This window comes from Halobacillus litoralis, assembly GCF_009856415.1.
In the GTDB taxonomy this organism is placed as follows: Bacteria; Bacillota; Bacilli; order Bacillales; family Halobacillaceae; genus Halobacillus; species Halobacillus litoralis_C.
Genome location: NZ_WMEZ01000002.1, coordinates 191,083 through 207,517 on the forward strand (window position 1 = coordinate 191,083; position 16,435 = coordinate 207,517).

A 16,435-nucleotide genomic window follows, 5' to 3' on the forward strand; every position below is an offset into this window, starting at 1 on the left:
TTTCATCACTGGACTGTGAAAAGTGTATGCATAACAGGAAGAAATGAGAACCCACTGCCTTATCAAAGGAATCTGGATCAAGGCCTATTTACATATGGGTGATCATGACTGATTGGAAGCTCTTACATTCCTGATTAATTGTTGATATTGAACATCCCCTAACCCGTATGGTCGAAATGTACCAATCATCAACTCTACAAGCCTCTCTTCCGACACATCTGGATGATCCTTGATGAAGCTCACAAGTTCACTATCTCCATCCTTGTATCGAAAGTATAAATCGATCCCTTTTCTAAGAGGCTTCAAGAGTACGTGGGACGGATATGCTCTATTAATAAGAACCTGCTTATACATGGAATGGTACCCCGTCACCTGAATCGAATACAAAGCAAGAGGTTCGAACTGCTGAGTGACTAAACAGAGTTCAACTTTCCCTTCGTATCCGATTTGATCCAGCCATGCCAGTAAGGTGAGGAGATTGACCTGGCAGAACATATCTTCATCAAACCATAACTTGAGATGATCTCTCCCATGATGGAAGACCGCCTCAAGATGTTCTACAGTTATGTGTCTGTATTCATTATCAGAAACTCCATGCGTCAGAGCCCTTGTTTTTATAAATTCTTCCGAGAAGATCGTTTCACAGGTTTCACCGGAACACATCGCTTCATTGAAAGGAATTATTTTTTCGCCTTCAAGGAAGCCCCGGCGTTCAAAGACCTTTTTCATTTCTTGCCCATTTAAAATATGTAACATCGGTGGACCCACTCCTTTATTTTTTCAAAAAGAAGAACGGCTACCTTCGGAGTCAATAGAGGAAGAAGATAACCGTTCAAACTATTTAAAGTGAAAAGACATTCTATTTTTGTTTAGAATAAGTAAGATTTATTAGACAATCCCCGTCTACAAAACTCGATTCTTCATATTAAGCGAGGTAAAGACACTCGCTCCGAGTTCGAAAAACCTATGATTTCTTTCGGAAGAGGTTATTTTACAATTCACTTTCTCGATTACTAGAAAAGTAGGTATATCCCATATACCCGAAAATAATGACCACACCGATCACTTTGATCGTTCGATAACCAACATGCCCCGCGGTGAAGTCATAAATCAGAGAACCGATCATTATTAAAGCACCTATGACTAAAATGGCTAGTTTAACTTTCGGATTCATTGGTCTCCTCCTTGAAGGCTTTTGGTTTCACGTACCCGTAGGAAGAGGGAATAAACATTTATTGGTAATCCATCATTCGCACCTAATGCTTCAGTTAACATTTCCTATCCATCTCACCAAATTCTCGATCCCATCATGACATCTTCTTAGAATATAATGAATGAATGCTATTTACAGTTAAAAAAAGCCTACGGATTCTTCATGGATCGCCGGTTCAACGAAGACGAGTCCAAGTTCATAGTGTTCGCCTTCATACATCGCCCGCTGCACATAGCGGTTTTCTCCCCATTCATCACGTACTTCCATTTTCGTAAACGCCCCTGAATTTTGCAGAGCTTCATAAAATTGATTTTCCCTTCGTACAGGGATGGTATTCACCCGTTCAATGACTTCACCAGGGGTGAGTCCCATTTGATCGGCGGGACTCCCTGGGATGACACCGAGAATTCGGATGCCTTTTTTCGTAGAAGAAAAGAACGGGGCTTTCTCTTCACGCATCCGGTGCATCACAAATATGAATTCACGGCCAACGAAGCCAATCATCACAGCTGCGAGTGATAAGACGCCTATGAAAAAGCTCCCCACGGCAAGCCCAAGGATGACAATAGACAAAAGAAAAATGTGTCGTCCCATCGTTTTTGCTGCGACGATAGGAGACTGCCCGCGAGCTTTCCATTCCCATCCCATGACAAAAGGAATAAGAATCAATCCATATGGATCTCCACCAAGCGAAATCATCGGCCACCACGGGGCAAATGGTTCAATCATGCCCGCTGGAAACAGGGCCAGGAACGGAACAATCGTCATCCTTCTTGACCGGTGCTGACCAATCCACATTCCCCGAGTCCCTTTTAAGCGTTCAGGATACGTGTGAGCAGTTGTTGTGCGCAGCATCAGGATCGATTCGGTTAATAAAAGAACGGCCATCAAAACCGCAAGTGTGTGGAGAGGTGTCTCCTGGAGTGTTCCCACCCAATCGTAACGTTGCACAGATTCAGGTAGATAGGGAATGACAAGCAAGACCAGGTAACTCAACCCTAGCGTATAAGCAGAAGAGTACCAGCTCAATTTCCCGGTTAAACTGACAATAAGCAATATCCCAGCTATCAGAAGAAGCAATGGATAACTAAACACCATTCCTCCAGCAACCGCCATCATAGATAAAATGAGGCCACTTATGAGGGCCGTCCCCCACGTTCCTTTCCATTCGGTGAAGCGGTCAAAGATTCGTGTACCAAACGCCGATCGTTCCTCTTTCACTCGTTTTCCAGAAACGATGAAAATCATCGCTAATGCTATGTATAAAAATGGGAGGGTGAACAGCATCCCGATCCCTTTTGCAAATTCCATCAACCAAACGTCCAACATGATTCTCCTTTCAAGTCGTGTCGCTCTCTGTTGTCTATACCCAATAACGAAAAAATCCGCAGTCACAGACTACGGATATAATTCGTCATCCAGCGGCAAATTCCTGCCTATTGAAACAAGACCTCGACCGCTTTTTGCATTTGTTTGTCGTTTTTCTCGTCTCTCACTTCTTTTATGATCGCTTCTTCAAGCTTCCCGCCGGTCTTCTCATCAACCACGCCTGTCGCTTCCAGCCCCGCTTCTTCTTGGAACTTTTTAACGGCAGCTTCTGTTTCTTTGCTGTAGTATCCGTCTGAGCGGCCAGGGTCATGTCCGAGACCTTCCAGCATGATTTGAATGTTTTTCACTTTTTCATCATTGTCATTGTATTGAAGCGGTTCTTCCACTTCCACCGGATTCGTGTAAAAGTATTCCGGCTGTTTCACTTTCACCGTCGGTTCGATCCCTTTCTCGTGGATCCAATTGCCGTTCGGAGTCAACCACTTGAACAAGGTCAGCTTGATTGTACTGCCATCGCCCATCGGTAACGCTTGCTGAACGGTCCCTTTACCGAAACTTTTCGTTCCGACGAGATCATAACCGCCTGCTTCCTGCATCGTTGCAGCTAAAATTTCCGAAGCCGATGCACTTCCTTCGTCCATCAACACAGTAATTGGATACGGCTTTTTCTCCTCATTTTCAGAGAAATAACGCGTTTTCTCACCTTTGCGGTCTTCTACCTGAACAATCGGCTTATCTTTCGGAATGAACTCTTTCAAAATCTCCTGAACGTCTGTAAACAACCCGCCAGGATTTCCACGCACATCGATGACAAGGCCGTCCATCCCATCCTTTTCAAGCTTCTCTAAAGCTTGATGGAATTCGTCGGATGTTTTCTCAGAAAAGGAGGTGATTTCAATAATGCCAGCTTTTTTGCCGTTCACTTCTTTCGTATCGCTGTACACCGTTTCTAATGGAATATCATCACGGGTGATATCGATGTTGAGTGGTTCACTGACTCCTGGGCGGTCGATTTGCAATGTCACTTCCGTCCCTTTTTCCCCACGAATCTTCAGAACGGCTTCATAAAGGTCAAGACCTTCGACACTGTCACCATCCACTTTCAAAATTTGATCGTTCGGCTTCAAGCCTGCTTCTTCTGCAGGGGAGCCTTTGATAGGCGCTACAATGGTCACCTTATCATTGACCATACTCACTTCAGCACCGATTCCCTGGAAAGAGGATTCGATCGTTTGGTTGAACTGCTCCATCGTTTCAGGGTCCATATACACACTGTATGGATCCTCAAGCGTATCGAGCATTCCCTGAATCGCCCCTTCAACAAGGGTGTTTTTATCTACTTCTTCTACGTAATTTTCCTGGATCGTACTGAATGCCTGTTCCACCTTTTTTAAATCGGTGTTGCCGGACATATTTTGTATGAATGCCTTTTGTTCCTCTTCGGACAGACTCCCAAAGTTCTCCGCATTTTTATCTGCATACTGTTCAGATTGTGCCTGTTCGTTCGTGCCGTCAGCGAAGTATTCTATTCCTATGTACGAGCCTGCCGCTCCAAATAGGACCGCTAGCGCCATCAGCAGCGCAACGTAGCGCGGTTTTATATTCATCGCATTCACCCTTCTATTTTGGATTTCATGTTGCCTCTATACTAGCAAAAAAGCGCCTTCACCGTAAATCAACGATTGTTCCCTGAGTTAATCTATGCCAAAACTGACGATAGCATGTCCATTTCATTATAGGACATCCCCACCTATCTATCTACCTGTAAATGGATCAGATGTGAGAATCGTAGACATTCAAGTTCGGTTCCCATGTTAGTTCCAAGTACAGAGAACTGTCGGATTGGTACCAGGTACAGAATAAAAATATGGGGTACCTGGTACCGGTGAAGCAGTGTGCAGTGCCAGGCACTGCTCCGCTTCCTTTTAGTGTCAGGCACCACACATAGTCTTTCTAGTGCCTGGCACCGCTTCACTTCCTTTTGGTGTCAGGCACCACACCCAGCCTTTCTAGTGCCTGGCACCGCTTCACTTCCTTTTGGTGTCAGGCACCACACATAGTCTTTCTAGTGTCTGGCACCGCTTCACTTCCTTTTAGTGTCAGGCACCACACCCAGCCTTTCTAGTGCCTGGCACCGCTTCACTTCCTTTTGGTGTCAGGCACCACACCCAGCCTTTCTAGTGCCTGGCACCAAAAGCAAAAAAGCCGGTGCCAAACTTGTATGAAAGCAAAGAAAAAGACCATCTCATAATCGAGACAGTCTGCATGCATTTACATTTCGTATCCATATTCTCCATTGCTTTGGTCACGTACGACCATGCCGTCTTCGATCGCGATGACACGCTTTCGGATCGTATTAACAATTTCCTGGCTGTGGGTCGCCATTAATACAGTTGTCCCTGCTTCATTGATTTCCTCAAGGATGTGCATGATTTCCCAGGATGTCTCTGGATCCAGGTTACCTGTCGGCTCATCAGCGATCAACACTTTCGGATGGTTCACAATCGCACGTGCGATGGATACACGCTGCTGCTCTCCTCCGGAAAGTTCATCAGGGAGGAAGCGTGCTTTGTTTTTCAGACGGACTTGATCCAGCACGTCCATGACACGGCGGCGGATGTTTTGAGGGTTCTCTTCAATGACTTCAAGCGCAAAAGCTACGTTTTCATAAACGGTAAGTGTCGGTAATAAACGGAAGTCCTGATAGACGACACCAATCTGGCGGCGCAGCATAGGGATGCGACGCTGCTTCATTGTTGATGTATCCATATCATTCACGAGAACCGTTCCTGTTGTCGGCTTTTCTTCTCTGTAGATCAACTTCGTGAATGTGGATTTCCCTGCGCCACTCGGTCCTACGACATAGACGAATTCTCCCTGGTCGATACGGATATCCAGGCCGTTCAAAGCTGTGACTCCATTCGGATATGTTTTATATACTCCTTGCATATTAATCATGTAAAATCACCTGTATCTCTCATAATGTTAAGTCAGTTGTCTTCTCTCTTGTCTACAAACACATTTATTATAACATTAATTTTCGATCTATTTAGACATGAAATTATTACATTTGTTTTTCATGTGATCGTTATTACACTAATATAGCATAATCTTCTAAAACCCCCTTCGTGGTAACAGAGGTCTAGTCCATAAATCTGAGTACAAAAAAAGCCTGGTGCTTCACCAGACTTTTCATTAGAAACTTATTTCATTGTCGCAAGCCAGCTTGCTACAAGCTGAGCATCTTCATCAGACACTTGATCTTGAGCGGGCATGCCGCCTTTACCATTTTTAATGACTCCAACGATATCTTCTGCTGAGTACTTGGAACCTACTTCAGTAAGAGCTGGTCCCATTCCACCGCCAAGTTCACCGCCGTGGCAGCTGGCACAGTTGTTTTGATAAACTTTTTCTGCTGCCGCTGTGTCGACAGTCTCACCGTCACCGCTGTCAGAAGTACCTTCATCTGTACCTTCACCAGAATCTTCACCGGTTTGTTCTTCTGTCGTTTCATCGTTCGCGCTGTCATCAGTCGCTCCTTCGTCTCCGCCGCCCCCACAGGCACTTAAGACGAGGATCAGCCCTAAAAATAGAGCAGATAATAGTTTTTTCATTCCTGTATCCCCTCTCGTATTTTGATGAGATATAGAGATATTATAACCGAGTCACGAGGTTTTGAAACCCTCACCGAGTACTTCGGTGGCATTCATCGCGACAACGAACGCACCCGGGTCAACCGTTTTTACGGTTTGTGTCAATTTGATGAATTCATTCTGCTGGACGACGCACATGACGACCCGGCGTTCGCGGTCTGTGTAGCCCCCAGCTCCACTCAATACGGTTACGCCACGGTCGATTTGTTCAAAAATGGCGGAGCGCACTTCATCGACATCCTCGGTAATGATCATCACATTTTTCGATGTGTTCAGTCCCACTTGCACAAAGTCGATCGTCCGACTGGTTGCAAATAACCCTATAAGCGCATACAAACCTTCTTCGAGTGAAAATACAATCGCCGATGTTAGGACAATCATTCCATCCAGCAGAGCGACACTGATCCCTAGCGGTAGATGGGTGAATTTGTGCAGGACTTGCGCGGCTAAGTCAATGCCCCCTGTTGATGCTCGTCCTCTAAAAACGATGCCAAGTCCTAGACCGACGCCCATTCCACCGAAAATCGCACCAAGTAAAGGATTCGGTGTTGCTGGTGCCATTTCACTCGTCAATAAAACGAACAGTGGCAAAGTAACGGTCCCGACGAATGACTTCAGACCAAAGTTTTTTCCTAATATGACAACGCCCATAATGAACAGAGGAATGTTCAACACCCACTGGACGACTCCAGGCTCCCAGCCGAACACGCCTTTCGTGATCGTACTGACACCTGCTACTCCTCCAGAGGCGATATTATTCGGTAATAAAAATAAATTGAATGCTAACGCCACAAAAAATGATCCAAGAATGACCAAGCCATAATCCAGTGATTGTCTGAGTGCCGGTGGCATCGGCTCTCGTCGATATTTTTTTGCCATCATCATCATGCTGTTCGACTCTCCCTATGTATCGTTCTCCATAAACCGTAAGGAGTATAACACTAGGGAAATCTCCTGTAAATGAGAGTAAAATAACGTATTAACACGGTAAAGGAGCAAGATGTCGTATTCCTTTTAGTTTTTGTTTCCTCTGCACTTCTATACAAAAGCGACGAGTCCTAAGACCCGCCGCTTCCTTTCATGAATTCATCGATTCTTGTTTTTCCATAACCTCAGCTAATAGCGCAAGGACATCGTCCCGCATGTTTTCTCGTTCCATCGCAATGGCGAGAGTCGTTTTAATAAAGCCGAGCTGGTCTCCTACATCAAATCGCTCGCCTTCAAACTCATACCCGTACACAGGCTGATCAAGGTTTAGACGCTCTATCGCATCCGTCAACTGGATCTCTCCGCCTCTTCCTTCTTCTTGGGTGCCAAGCAGATCCATGATCTCCGGTGCAAACACATAACGGCCGATGATCGCTAAATTCGACGGTGCTTCTCCGACGGCCGGCTTTTCAACAAAATGCTTCACTTGATAGCGTCTGCCCTCTTGTTTCTCAGGTGCAATAATTCCGTAACGATCGGTCTCATCTTCCGGCACTTGTTTGACACCGATGACGGACGATTGTGTTTCTTCATATTGGTCGATCAACTGCTTCAAACAAGGTTCATTCGAGCGAACGATGTCATCTCCAAGCAGGACGGCAAATGGTTCGTCCCCGATAAACTTGCGTGCACACCAGACGGCATGTCCAAGTCCTTTTGGTTCTTTTTGGCGAATATAATGAATGTCAACTTCAGCGGATTGCTGAACTTCTTCAAGGAGATCAAGCTTTCCTTTTTTGTAAAGATTATCCTCAAGTTCAAACGCATGATCAAAGTGATCCTCAATCGCACGTTTCCCTTTTCCTGTCACGATGATAATATCCTCGATCCCTGATTGGATCGCTTCCTCCACAATATATTGAATCGTCGGCTTATCGACAACTGGAAGCATTTCTTTCGGCATCGCTTTTGTAGCGGGTAAAAAACGTGTGCCAAGTCCAGCTGCAGGAATAATCGCTTTTTTCACCTTCATTCTCTATTCGCCCCTTTGTATGTAATATAACTTCATAGTAGCAAAAATAGTATAAGCTGAACAGAAAAAAAGACCCTCACCTCAGTGAGAGTCTTCCTTATTAACCATCCATTTTAGAGCGGAGGTAAGAGTTGATGAATTTATCAAGGTCACCATCCATCACGCCTTGTGTGTTACCAACCTCTTCATTCGTACGATGGTCTTTCACCATGGAATAAGGGTGGAACACATAAGAGCGGATTTGGCTTCCCCATCCGATTTCTTTTTGTTCACCGCGGATATCATCAAGCTGTTGCTGTTGGCGTTCGATCTCCAGCTGATAGAGCTTCGCCTTCAACATTTTCATCGCTTGGTCACGGTTTTTAATCTGAGAACGCTCGGACTGACACGTCACGACCGTATTCGTTGGCAAGTGGGTGATACGGACGGCAGAGTCTGTTGTGTTGACGTGCTGTCCACCGGCACCACTGGAACGATACGTGTCGATTTTCAAGTCTTCTGTCCGAACATCGATTTCAATTTCATCGTTGAACTCCGGCATCACTTCACACGAAACAAAAGAAGTGTGACGGCGGCCGGAAGAATCGAAAGGAGAAATTCTTACGAGACGGTGAACGCCTTTTTCTGCTTTCAAATAACCGTACGCATTGTGACCTTTAATCAAAAGAGTCACGCTCTTCACGCCTGCTTCATCCCCAGGAAGATAGTCCATCGTCGAAACAGAAAAACCTCTCTTCTCTGCCCAGCGTGTGTACATACGTAGAAGCATGCTCGCCCAGTCCTGGGATTCGGTACCACCTGCACCCGGGTGAAGCTCAAGAATCGCGTTGTTCTTGTCGTAAGGCTCGCTCAACAGGATGTTCAGTTCGAATTGGTCAAGGTCCTTCTTCAGCTGCTGGACTTCCTGTTCGAGATCCTCACGCAATTCTTCATCATCTTCTTCTTTGACAAGCTCATAAGAAACTTCCAGATTCTCATGCGTTTCTTCATGCTCTTCCAGCGTATGGACCAATCCTTTCAGTCCATTCACTTCGTCAATGACCTTTTGCGCTGTGTTCTGGTCATCCCAGAAGCCCGGCTCGGTCATTTGTTCTTCTAGTTCTGCAATACGGGTTTTTCTTTGATCGACGTCAAAGAGACCCCCTGAAGTCCGCTAATCGCTTAGCTGTATTATCCAATGCATGGCGGATTTCTGCCATATCCATATCAATCACTCCTATATGATTCTTAAAACAAGGGAAGACACCCTCTAGAAAGAGAGTGCCTCAACCTCTTATTTTCCGTGACAATTTTTATATTTCTTCCCGCTTCCGCAAGGACATGGGTCGTTACGACGCACATGATCCTTTTTCACGACCGGGGATTTTTTCTTCGGCTCTTTACTTTCACTGCCGCCTGAGACGGCCTGTGCTCCCTGTGCCACTTCCTGACGCTGCAGGTTGTTGCGGATCTGTGCCTTCATGATGTAGCGGGAAACCTCTTCATCAATATTGGCAACCATCTGTTCAAACATACGGAAGCCTTCGAAATTATATTCACGAAGCGGATCGTTTTGACCGTAGGCACGCAGGTGGATTCCCTGACGCAATTGGTCCATCTGATCAATGTGATCCATCCACTTCTGGTCGACCGTACGAAGCAGAATGACTTTTTCAAACTCACGCATCTGTTCAGGCGTCAATTCTTCTTCTTTCTCGTCATAACGCTGTTTCACTTTTTCAAGGATAAGCTCCTCCATCTCCTGAGGGTCTTTTCCTTTCAGGTCATCCACCGTTACATCGCCTTCATGCAGCAAGTTCGCACGCAGGTATTCGACCAGGCTTTCAAGCTCCCAGTTCTCCTCTTCTTCTTCACTTGTGTGAGTGCCGACCGTTTTAGAAACGGTACGCTCGATCATTTGTTCAATGATTTCACGCAAGTTTTCGGAAGTGAGCACATCATAACGCTGCTTGTAAATGACCTCACGCTGCTGACGCAGGACATCGTCATAAGAAAGAATTGTCTTACGTGCATCGAAGTTGTTTCCTTCCACACGTTTTTGGGCGGATTCAACAGCACGAGAGATCATTTTACTTTCGATTGGCTGAGAGTCGTCCATCCCGAGTCTGTCCATCATGCTGCGAATGTTGTCAGATGCGAAACGACGCATCAATTCGTCATCTGTCGCAAGGTAGAACTGGGACATTCCCGGATCTCCCTGACGACCGGATCGACCACGAAGCTGGTTATCAATACGGCGCGATTCGTGACGCTCCGTACCAATGACCGCGAGACCTCCGGCTTCTCTGACACCTTCACCGAGTTTGATGTCGGTACCACGACCGGCCATGTTCGTCGCGATCGTTACGGCACCCTTCTGACCGGCGTTTTCAATGATTTCCGCTTCACGGAAGTGGTTTTTCGCGTTCAGGACGTTATGCGGAACACCCGCTTTATTCAAGTAGCGGGAGATGATTTCGGATGTTTCGACCGCTACCGTACCGACAAGCACCGGCTGTCCATTTTCATGGCGTTCCTTAATATCCTCGACAACCGCTTTGAACTTCCCGTCCATCGTCTTGTACACAAGATCCGCTTTGTCATCACGGATGATATCACGGTTCGTCGGAATGACGATAACACGCATGTTGTAGATGTTCAGGAATTCCTCTTCCTCGGTCTTCGCTGTACCGGTCATACCGGAAAGCTTTTCATACATACGGAAAAGGTTCTGGAACGTGATCGAAGCAAGCGTCTGGCTCTCGTTTTGAATTTCGAGCCCTTCTTTCGCTTCAATCGCCTGGTGCAATCCGTCACTATAGCGGCGGCCTTTCATTAGACGACCGGTGAACTGGTCGACGATGACCACTTCGCCGTCCTCGACAACATAGTCGGTATCCTTCTGCATCGACGTATGCGCCTTGAGCCCCTGGTTGATGTGGTGAATCAAGGATACGTTAGAAAGATCGAACAAGTTCTCGATTTTGAAAAAGCGCTCGGCTTTGTTGATTCCTTCTTCTGTAAGCTGAACGTTCTTCGTTTTTTCGTCATACGTATAATCTTCTTCATTCGCGAGTAAACGAACAAAAGAGTTCGCTCCCTGATAGAGATCAGCGGATTTTGATGCTGAGCCACTGATAATCAATGGTGTACGCGCTTCGTCAATCAAGATTGAGTCGACCTCATCAATGATCGCGAAGTGAAGCGGACGCTGAACCATCTGCTCCTTGTAAAGCACCATGTTATCACGCAAGTAGTCGAATCCGAACTCATTGTTCGTACCATACGTAATATCCGCTAGGTACGCTTCACGTTTTTCATCCTTTGACATGCCGTTCGAGTTCAACCCGACCGTCAATCCAAGGAATTGGAAAAGCTGGCCCATCTCTGTAGCGTCACGGCTCGCCAAATAATCGTTGACCGTGATGATGTGCACGCCTTTTCCAGTAATCGCGTTCAAGTACGCCGGCATCGTAGACGCCAGTGTTTTACCTTCACCGGTTTTCATCTCCGCGATGTTTCCCTCATGAAGCGCGATTGCACCTAAGAGCTGTACGCGGAACGGACGCATTTCAAGCACACGTTTAGAAGCTTCACGTACAACCGCGAAAGCTTCGACCAACATATCATCTAAATCTTCGCCTTTTTGATAGCGTTCTTTGAATTCTTCTGTCTTATTTTTCAACTCATCATCAGACATTTTTTCGATTTGCGATTCCATCGCTTCGATGTCATCGGCGATTTTCTCCAATCGCTTCAATTGACGGGTATTCCCATCGCCAAAGATCTTCTTTAAAGTACCAAGCATTGCAACCGCTCCTCTGTTGATTTCCGAACTTCGGTTGAATAGTTTAATCCTCTATTATCATAACACTAAGAGAAGCGGCCTGACAATCAATGACATAGGACCAGGGACACCGGTGAAAGAATTATGTAGAGGGGGTAAAAGAGAGGGGACGTTCACGGATGATATGGTGTTCAACCCCGAGCTGCCGGCGGTCCAAATCCGTAATGCGGCGATTCGTCGCTCCGATGATTTCCACAAGCTGAGCGATCGTTTCTTCCTGCTGGTTCAAGCGCTTATAAATGTATTCAAACTCCTTGCCATTCATGCTATCACCTCCTGTTGTATCCTTTATACTACTAATTCCAAAAATGAGCCAAAGCGCAAAATCCCATTTTATGTACCTAATAATGATGGAAAATTAATTTTCCTCTAGCAAAGATTCGTTTTTCATCCCATTCCTTATTGAAAAACAAAAAAACGCCTCTGCCGTAGCAGAGGCGCTTACTCTATGAACCTATCAAGTTTCGATCAAACCATAACGGCCGTCACGACGTTTATAAACAATGTTCGTTTCATCAGTATCCGCGTTTGTAAAGACGAAGAAGTTGTGCCCAAGCATATCCATCTGCAGTGCCGCTTCTTCACTATCCATCGGTTTCAAATCAAAACGCTTCGTTTTCACGATATCAACATCAAACTCATCATCAAGTGTTTGCGTTTGCTGCTGAGCTTCACGTTCAAGCTCGGCAAAGACGTATTTCGGAGCACCCTCTTGTCGGAACTTACGATTCACTTTCGTTTTATGCTTGCGAATTTGTCGTTCCAATTTATCTACCACAAGGTCGATGGCAGCGTATAAATCTGTGTTGTGTTCCTCAGCACGAAGAAGTAGATTCTTCATCGGAATTGTGACCTCGATTGTCTGCTCATCATTATAGACACTTAAATTAACGTGTACCTCGGAAGACGGCGGAGTATCAAAGTAGCGTTCAAGCTTGCTCACCTTTTTCTCCACATATTCTTTAATAGAATCCGTCACTTCCAAGTTTTCACCACGAATGTTGTATTGTAGCATTAGAAGTGTCCTCCTTTCATCCTTATGTGATATATATTCTATCATACCCACGCCCATTCCTGCATAAACTTTCGAAATATTTTGTCTAATTTGTGTCGGTAATTGTTGGAAAAAGTAGAAATTAAGGATTCCTCTGGGAAATGAAGGACAGAAATTGATAGATTTCGGCATAACAAAAGCGTCTACAAAGGGGTAGACGCTTTGGAATCAATGAGAGATATAAGGTTTTACAAAGCCCTGCATTCGTGTACGCCAAGCCTCATAGGCAGGCACAACTTTTTCTACAAGTAAGCCTCGTTTTTCTTCGTTTCTTTCAAGTGAGAACCACCCCTGAAGCATCTGGACGACTTCATGGAAGTCGATGATGAGCGGTTGAATTTCTTCACGCTCCTCAAAGAGGACAGCCATCTGGTCATGGCTTCTGCTCACCTGTTCCAATCCTAGTAAGACGTCCTGGAATACCTGTTGGGTTTGTGGCGGAGCCTCTGCAGTAATGTTATTCTCCAAGTACTCCAAACCTTCACTGATGGTGTCTAACAGCTGATCATACTGTTCTAGCATATGGTGCTGTTCTGCTGTAAGTTCTGACAAAAAATCACCTATTCTACTTTTTATGGTCTACATACGTCCCGTCGTAACCCGAGACGCTCTTGTATGGGTTGGTGTAGCGTTGCTTACTAGCCTTCTGCTTCTTCATGTTTCGCATATCACGCTTCAATCCATCAAAAAGAAACTCAAGCTTCTGATTCACCTTCAAATCACTTTGAATGATTTGTTGAACCAACTCTTTTTCTTCAGGGGAAGGCTGTGGCAAGCCCCTTAACATTGCTTCCCTCTTATCCAAAAGAACATCGACCTGCTCAACGATGGCGGCGCGGTTTTTTTCGTGAATGGGACGATGAACGAGCTCATCCAGTTCTTTCGTGATTGACAAAAAATCAGTCCAATCACTCATCAAGCATTGCCACCTTGTCCATAATGTGATTTACGTGCTTCGAGAATAACCTGCTTCCAAGTATCCCTGAATTCTTCAACAAGTCCCTGAACCTCATCCAAGATCTCCACATCATTCGCCGTATTCGCTTCCATCAACCGGCGGTTCATGTAATCGTACAACGGCATGATCTCTTTTGTGATGGCATACTGCTGATCCATGGTCACCATCAATTCTTGAATGATCTTCTGTGCCTTTTGTATATTGGTGTTCTTTTTCTCGATTTCTTTATTTTCGATAGACTTCCGCGCCACTTTAATGAACTTGATGCACCCATTATAAAGCATCAGCGTCAATTCGCCAGGGGAAGCCGTTTCTACTGAATTATTTTGATAGGCTTGGATAGACATCTAGCCGCACACTCCCTTTTCCATTAACCGAAGTTCTGCATAATATAAGCAGATTGCTGGTTCATTCTTTGAATCGCTTTTTCCATCGCACCGAACTCACGCCAATAACGATCTTCAATTTGAATCAACCGGTCTTCAAAATCGTCCATTTCTTTATTCAAATCCTCTATTCGACGCCCAAGCAAAAAGCTATTATCTACCGTAGTAGACTTTCCAGCTTTCTTTTCAATCGACTGGACGGTGTTATCAATGGTCTGTTCTAACCTGCGAGCTATACCAGGGTTCTCATCCGTTCCTGAAAATAACTTGTGAACAGACTCTGGATCCTGACTTAAGGCTGTCCTCAAATCATCTTCGTCAATGAAAAGTTTGCCCCCATCTCTATAGTTGGAGGAAGTTGTAATTCCAATCTCAGACATCATCTTGAAGGCTCCGTCATTCTCAATCGGCGTGTACCAGTTCGTACGCATCTGATTCAGTCCGCCTTCAATGACCGAGTCATTCTTGAGCATGCCGCTTTTAGCTTTTTCTTCCCACAGTTCAATCTCCTGCTCTTCCATGTCCTCTTTCTGCTTTTCTGTCAGGGGAGGAAAATCACGGTATCTCTTTTCATCTGTCTTTTCATTGAGATCTTCGATGACCTTGTTGTATTTATCAACGAATTCTACAATTTTGTCGACAGCATCATCGACGTTGTTGGAGACATTGACTTTGATATTTCCGTCTGTCACATCGTTGAACTGAAAGTTGACCCCATTCAAGGTATATTGATTGGAATGTGATGTAATATTCAAACCATTGTTATACGTGAATTTGGCATCTTCTCCACCTTTTTCATTCAACTTCCATGTTCCAGAGGAGTTATCACCGTTTTTAATATCTAAAGTGGTCGCTAAAAATTCCGCACTTCCATCAAAGCCAATTTCGGCTCCTAAGAACTCATCCTCACTCTGGTTAAAGTTACCCGTCACTGTTCTTTCAATCATCACTTGATCTGCGCTTTTGTCGTAAAAAGCTCGTACACCTAAATCAGAATCGCTGATTTCTGAAAGTATGTCGTTCAACGATTTATCTCCAGTGACATCAAAAGACTGGGTATTCTTTGAACCGTCTTCGTTGTATGTAGTAATAGAGAACGTTTCCCCGAGTGTTAGCCCGTGTTTAAAGTTCCCTGTCTGAGTACTTAGGTTGGCGTTAGGGTCCAGCGCTTTCCCATCTGTAGTAATCGGGTTTCTGCTGTAATTATACGCCGATGTCGCCACCTGTTCCACGCTTAGCGTATAGTCACCATTGCCCGAGGCAGCAGTAGCTATCGCTGAAACAGCAGAATCAGAGGAAGTCACACTTTTCGAATTGAACGTTCGCTCCAACTTCATATCAAAAGCAAGCGTATCCAGTTCGCTCAACTGCTTATTCACATCACGATACGCATCTCTCTGCCACTTCAGCCATTCACGGTCCTGCTCCATCTTATTCAGCGGCTGCCGCTCCGCACGCATCAAATCGTTGACAAGCTTATCTATATCCATGCCGGAAGCTAAGCCTCCGATTCGCATATCACTCATCTTTTCACCTACTTATATTTTATCATCCACCATAATTCCAATGGACTCTATAATCGAAGCATATAAATCCAACATTTTTCTAGGTGGAATCTCTTTTATAACATGATCCGTCTGTTTGTCTACAATAGGTACATAATATTCTTCAAGCTTTTCATGAAGTTGAAAGCGAAGAGATGTCTCCAACTTTTTCATTATCTTATTCCTGTTTTCTGTAGCTTGCATCAACTTTTCTTTCTGATCTATAATTGGAACCTCATGTTTAAAGCTTCATATTTATTTGTTTTTTCCTGAACCGATGGACTAACACCAAGTTGTCCTTGATTTCTCTGCAGGAGTTGTGAGTGGGAAGGAATACTTCTCACATTCAACGTCAACAACTCCCTTTATATTTGCTTGTTTGCTTTTATATCGGAAAAACACACAAATGTTCAAGAACTCTATACAATTATTACCCTAGGAAGGGGAGTGAGAGTGATAACCAATCATTGAAAAAAATTCTCCATAACCTGTTTTATTTGTAGTTTGAAACA

Annotated in this window: 17 protein-coding genes; all 17 read right to left on the reverse strand. The window is 44.9% G+C overall.

Annotated elements, in window-relative coordinates; genetic code table 11:
• Positions 1-102: 102 nt before the first annotated feature.
• The 17 genes from GLV98_RS06645 to GLV98_RS06725 all read right to left on the reverse strand — a co-directional run bounded on the left by GLV98_RS06645 (position 103) and on the right by GLV98_RS06725 (position 16,130).
• Positions 103-756: an AraC family transcriptional regulator gene (locus GLV98_RS06645; protein ID WP_160913340.1), complete on the reverse strand. Its 654-nt coding sequence runs from the start codon at positions 754-756 to the stop codon at positions 103-105.
• Between the two features lie 235 nt (positions 757-991).
• A complete protein-coding gene (locus tag GLV98_RS06650; protein ID WP_160913342.1) occupies positions 992-1,174 on the reverse strand; it encodes a hypothetical protein in 183 nt (60 codons plus the stop codon).
• A gap of 177 nt (positions 1,175-1,351) precedes the next feature.
• Positions 1,352-2,539, reverse strand: coding sequence for a PDZ domain-containing protein (locus GLV98_RS06655; protein WP_160913344.1), 1,188 nt, complete (start codon positions 2,537-2,539; stop codon positions 1,352-1,354).
• Between the two features lie 110 nt (positions 2,540-2,649).
• Positions 2,650-4,149: a S41 family peptidase gene (locus GLV98_RS06660; RefSeq protein WP_160913346.1), complete on the reverse strand. Its 1,500-nt coding sequence runs from the start codon at positions 4,147-4,149 to the stop codon at positions 2,650-2,652.
• 664 nt (positions 4,150-4,813) lie between these two features.
• Complete coding sequence (gene ftsE, locus GLV98_RS06665) at positions 4,814-5,500, reverse strand: cell division ATP-binding protein FtsE (protein ID WP_160913348.1); 687 nt, start codon at positions 5,498-5,500, stop codon at positions 4,814-4,816.
• A gap of 245 nt (positions 5,501-5,745) precedes the next feature.
• Positions 5,746-6,156: a c-type cytochrome gene (locus tag GLV98_RS06670; RefSeq protein WP_160913350.1), complete on the reverse strand. Its 411-nt coding sequence runs from the start codon at positions 6,154-6,156 to the stop codon at positions 5,746-5,748.
• Between the two features lie 51 nt (positions 6,157-6,207).
• Positions 6,208-7,047, reverse strand: coding sequence for a YitT family protein (locus tag GLV98_RS06675; protein WP_423785006.1), 840 nt, complete (start codon positions 7,045-7,047; stop codon positions 6,208-6,210).
• Between the two features lie 226 nt (positions 7,048-7,273).
• Complete coding sequence (galU, locus tag GLV98_RS06680; RefSeq protein WP_160913354.1) at positions 7,274-8,155, reverse strand: UTP--glucose-1-phosphate uridylyltransferase GalU; 882 nt, start codon at positions 8,153-8,155, stop codon at positions 7,274-7,276.
• A gap of 100 nt (positions 8,156-8,255) precedes the next feature.
• Positions 8,256-9,360, reverse strand: a protein-coding gene (gene prfB, locus GLV98_RS06685; protein ID WP_160913356.1) for a peptide chain release factor 2 whose coding sequence is annotated in 2 segments (ribosomal slippage) — positions 8,256-9,287 and positions 9,289-9,360 — 1,104 coding nt in all. Because the reading frame shifts where the segments join, the coding sequence is not laid out codon by codon here.
• A gap of 68 nt (positions 9,361-9,428) precedes the next feature.
• A complete protein-coding gene (gene secA, locus GLV98_RS06690) occupies positions 9,429-11,942 on the reverse strand; it encodes a preprotein translocase subunit SecA (protein WP_160913358.1) in 2,514 nt (837 codons plus the stop codon).
• 121 nt (positions 11,943-12,063) lie between these two features.
• Complete coding sequence (locus tag GLV98_RS06695) at positions 12,064-12,246, reverse strand: hypothetical protein (protein WP_160913360.1); 183 nt, start codon at positions 12,244-12,246, stop codon at positions 12,064-12,066.
• A gap of 192 nt (positions 12,247-12,438) precedes the next feature.
• Positions 12,439-12,996 (reverse strand): ribosome hibernation-promoting factor, HPF/YfiA family, encoded by a 558-nt coding sequence (gene hpf / locus GLV98_RS06700; RefSeq protein ID WP_089651314.1) that lies wholly within the window; start codon positions 12,994-12,996, stop codon positions 12,439-12,441.
• A 207-nt stretch (positions 12,997-13,203) separates the two neighbouring features.
• Positions 13,204-13,587, reverse strand: a complete 384-nt coding sequence (locus tag GLV98_RS06705) for a hypothetical protein (protein ID WP_160913362.1) — start codon at positions 13,585-13,587, stop codon at positions 13,204-13,206.
• Between the two features lie 13 nt (positions 13,588-13,600).
• Positions 13,601-13,951: a flagellar protein FliT gene (locus GLV98_RS06710; RefSeq protein WP_160913364.1), complete on the reverse strand. Its 351-nt coding sequence runs from the start codon at positions 13,949-13,951 to the stop codon at positions 13,601-13,603.
• Entirely contained in the window at positions 13,951-14,340 is a 390-nt protein-coding gene (gene fliS, locus GLV98_RS06715) for a flagellar export chaperone FliS (RefSeq protein ID WP_160913366.1), read from the reverse strand. The genes GLV98_RS06710 and fliS overlap by 1 nt, the downstream gene beginning before the upstream one ends.
• 23 nt (positions 14,341-14,363) lie before the next feature.
• Entirely contained in the window at positions 14,364-15,905 is a 1,542-nt protein-coding gene (locus GLV98_RS06720) for a flagellar hook-associated protein 2 (RefSeq protein ID WP_160913368.1), read from the reverse strand.
• Between the two features lie 12 nt (positions 15,906-15,917).
• Complete coding sequence (locus GLV98_RS06725) at positions 15,918-16,130, reverse strand: flagellar protein FlaG (RefSeq protein ID WP_272917284.1); 213 nt, start codon at positions 16,128-16,130, stop codon at positions 15,918-15,920.
• Between the last annotated feature and the right edge of the window lie 305 nt (positions 16,131-16,435).

Coding starts and splice junctions, on each gene's coding strand:
- fliS (WP_160913366.1), bottom strand. CDS start 14,340: ATGTCTATCCAAGCCTATCAAAATAATTCAGTAGAAACGGCTTCCCCT.
- secA (WP_160913358.1), bottom strand. CDS start 11,942: ATGCTTGGTACTTTAAAGAAGATCTTTGGCGATGGGAATACCCGTCAA.
- GLV98_RS06720 (WP_160913368.1), bottom strand. CDS start 15,905: ATGAGTGATATGCGAATCGGAGGCTTAGCTTCCGGCATGGATATAGAT.
- hpf (WP_089651314.1), bottom strand. CDS start 12,996: ATGCTACAATACAACATTCGTGGTGAAAACTTGGAAGTGACGGATTCT.
- GLV98_RS06710 (WP_160913364.1), bottom strand. CDS start 13,951: ATGAGTGATTGGACTGATTTTTTGTCAATCACGAAAGAACTGGATGAG.
- GLV98_RS06660 (WP_160913346.1), bottom strand. CDS start 4,149: ATGAATATAAAACCGCGCTACGTTGCGCTGCTGATGGCGCTAGCGGTC.
- GLV98_RS06675 (WP_423785006.1), bottom strand. CDS start 7,047: ATGCCACCGGCACTCAGACAATCACTGGATTATGGCTTGGTCATTCTT.
- GLV98_RS06670 (WP_160913350.1), bottom strand. CDS start 6,156: ATGAAAAAACTATTATCTGCTCTATTTTTAGGGCTGATCCTCGTCTTA.
- GLV98_RS06695 (WP_160913360.1), bottom strand. CDS start 12,246: ATGAATGGCAAGGAGTTTGAATACATTTATAAGCGCTTGAACCAGCAG.
- GLV98_RS06650 (WP_160913342.1), bottom strand. CDS start 1,174: ATGAATCCGAAAGTTAAACTAGCCATTTTAGTCATAGGTGCTTTAATA.
- GLV98_RS06645 (WP_160913340.1), bottom strand. CDS start 756: ATGTTACATATTTTAAATGGGCAAGAAATGAAAAAGGTCTTTGAACGC.
- ftsE (WP_160913348.1), bottom strand. CDS start 5,500: ATGATTAATATGCAAGGAGTATATAAAACATATCCGAATGGAGTCACA.
- galU (WP_160913354.1), bottom strand. CDS start 8,155: ATGAAGGTGAAAAAAGCGATTATTCCTGCAGCTGGACTTGGCACACGT.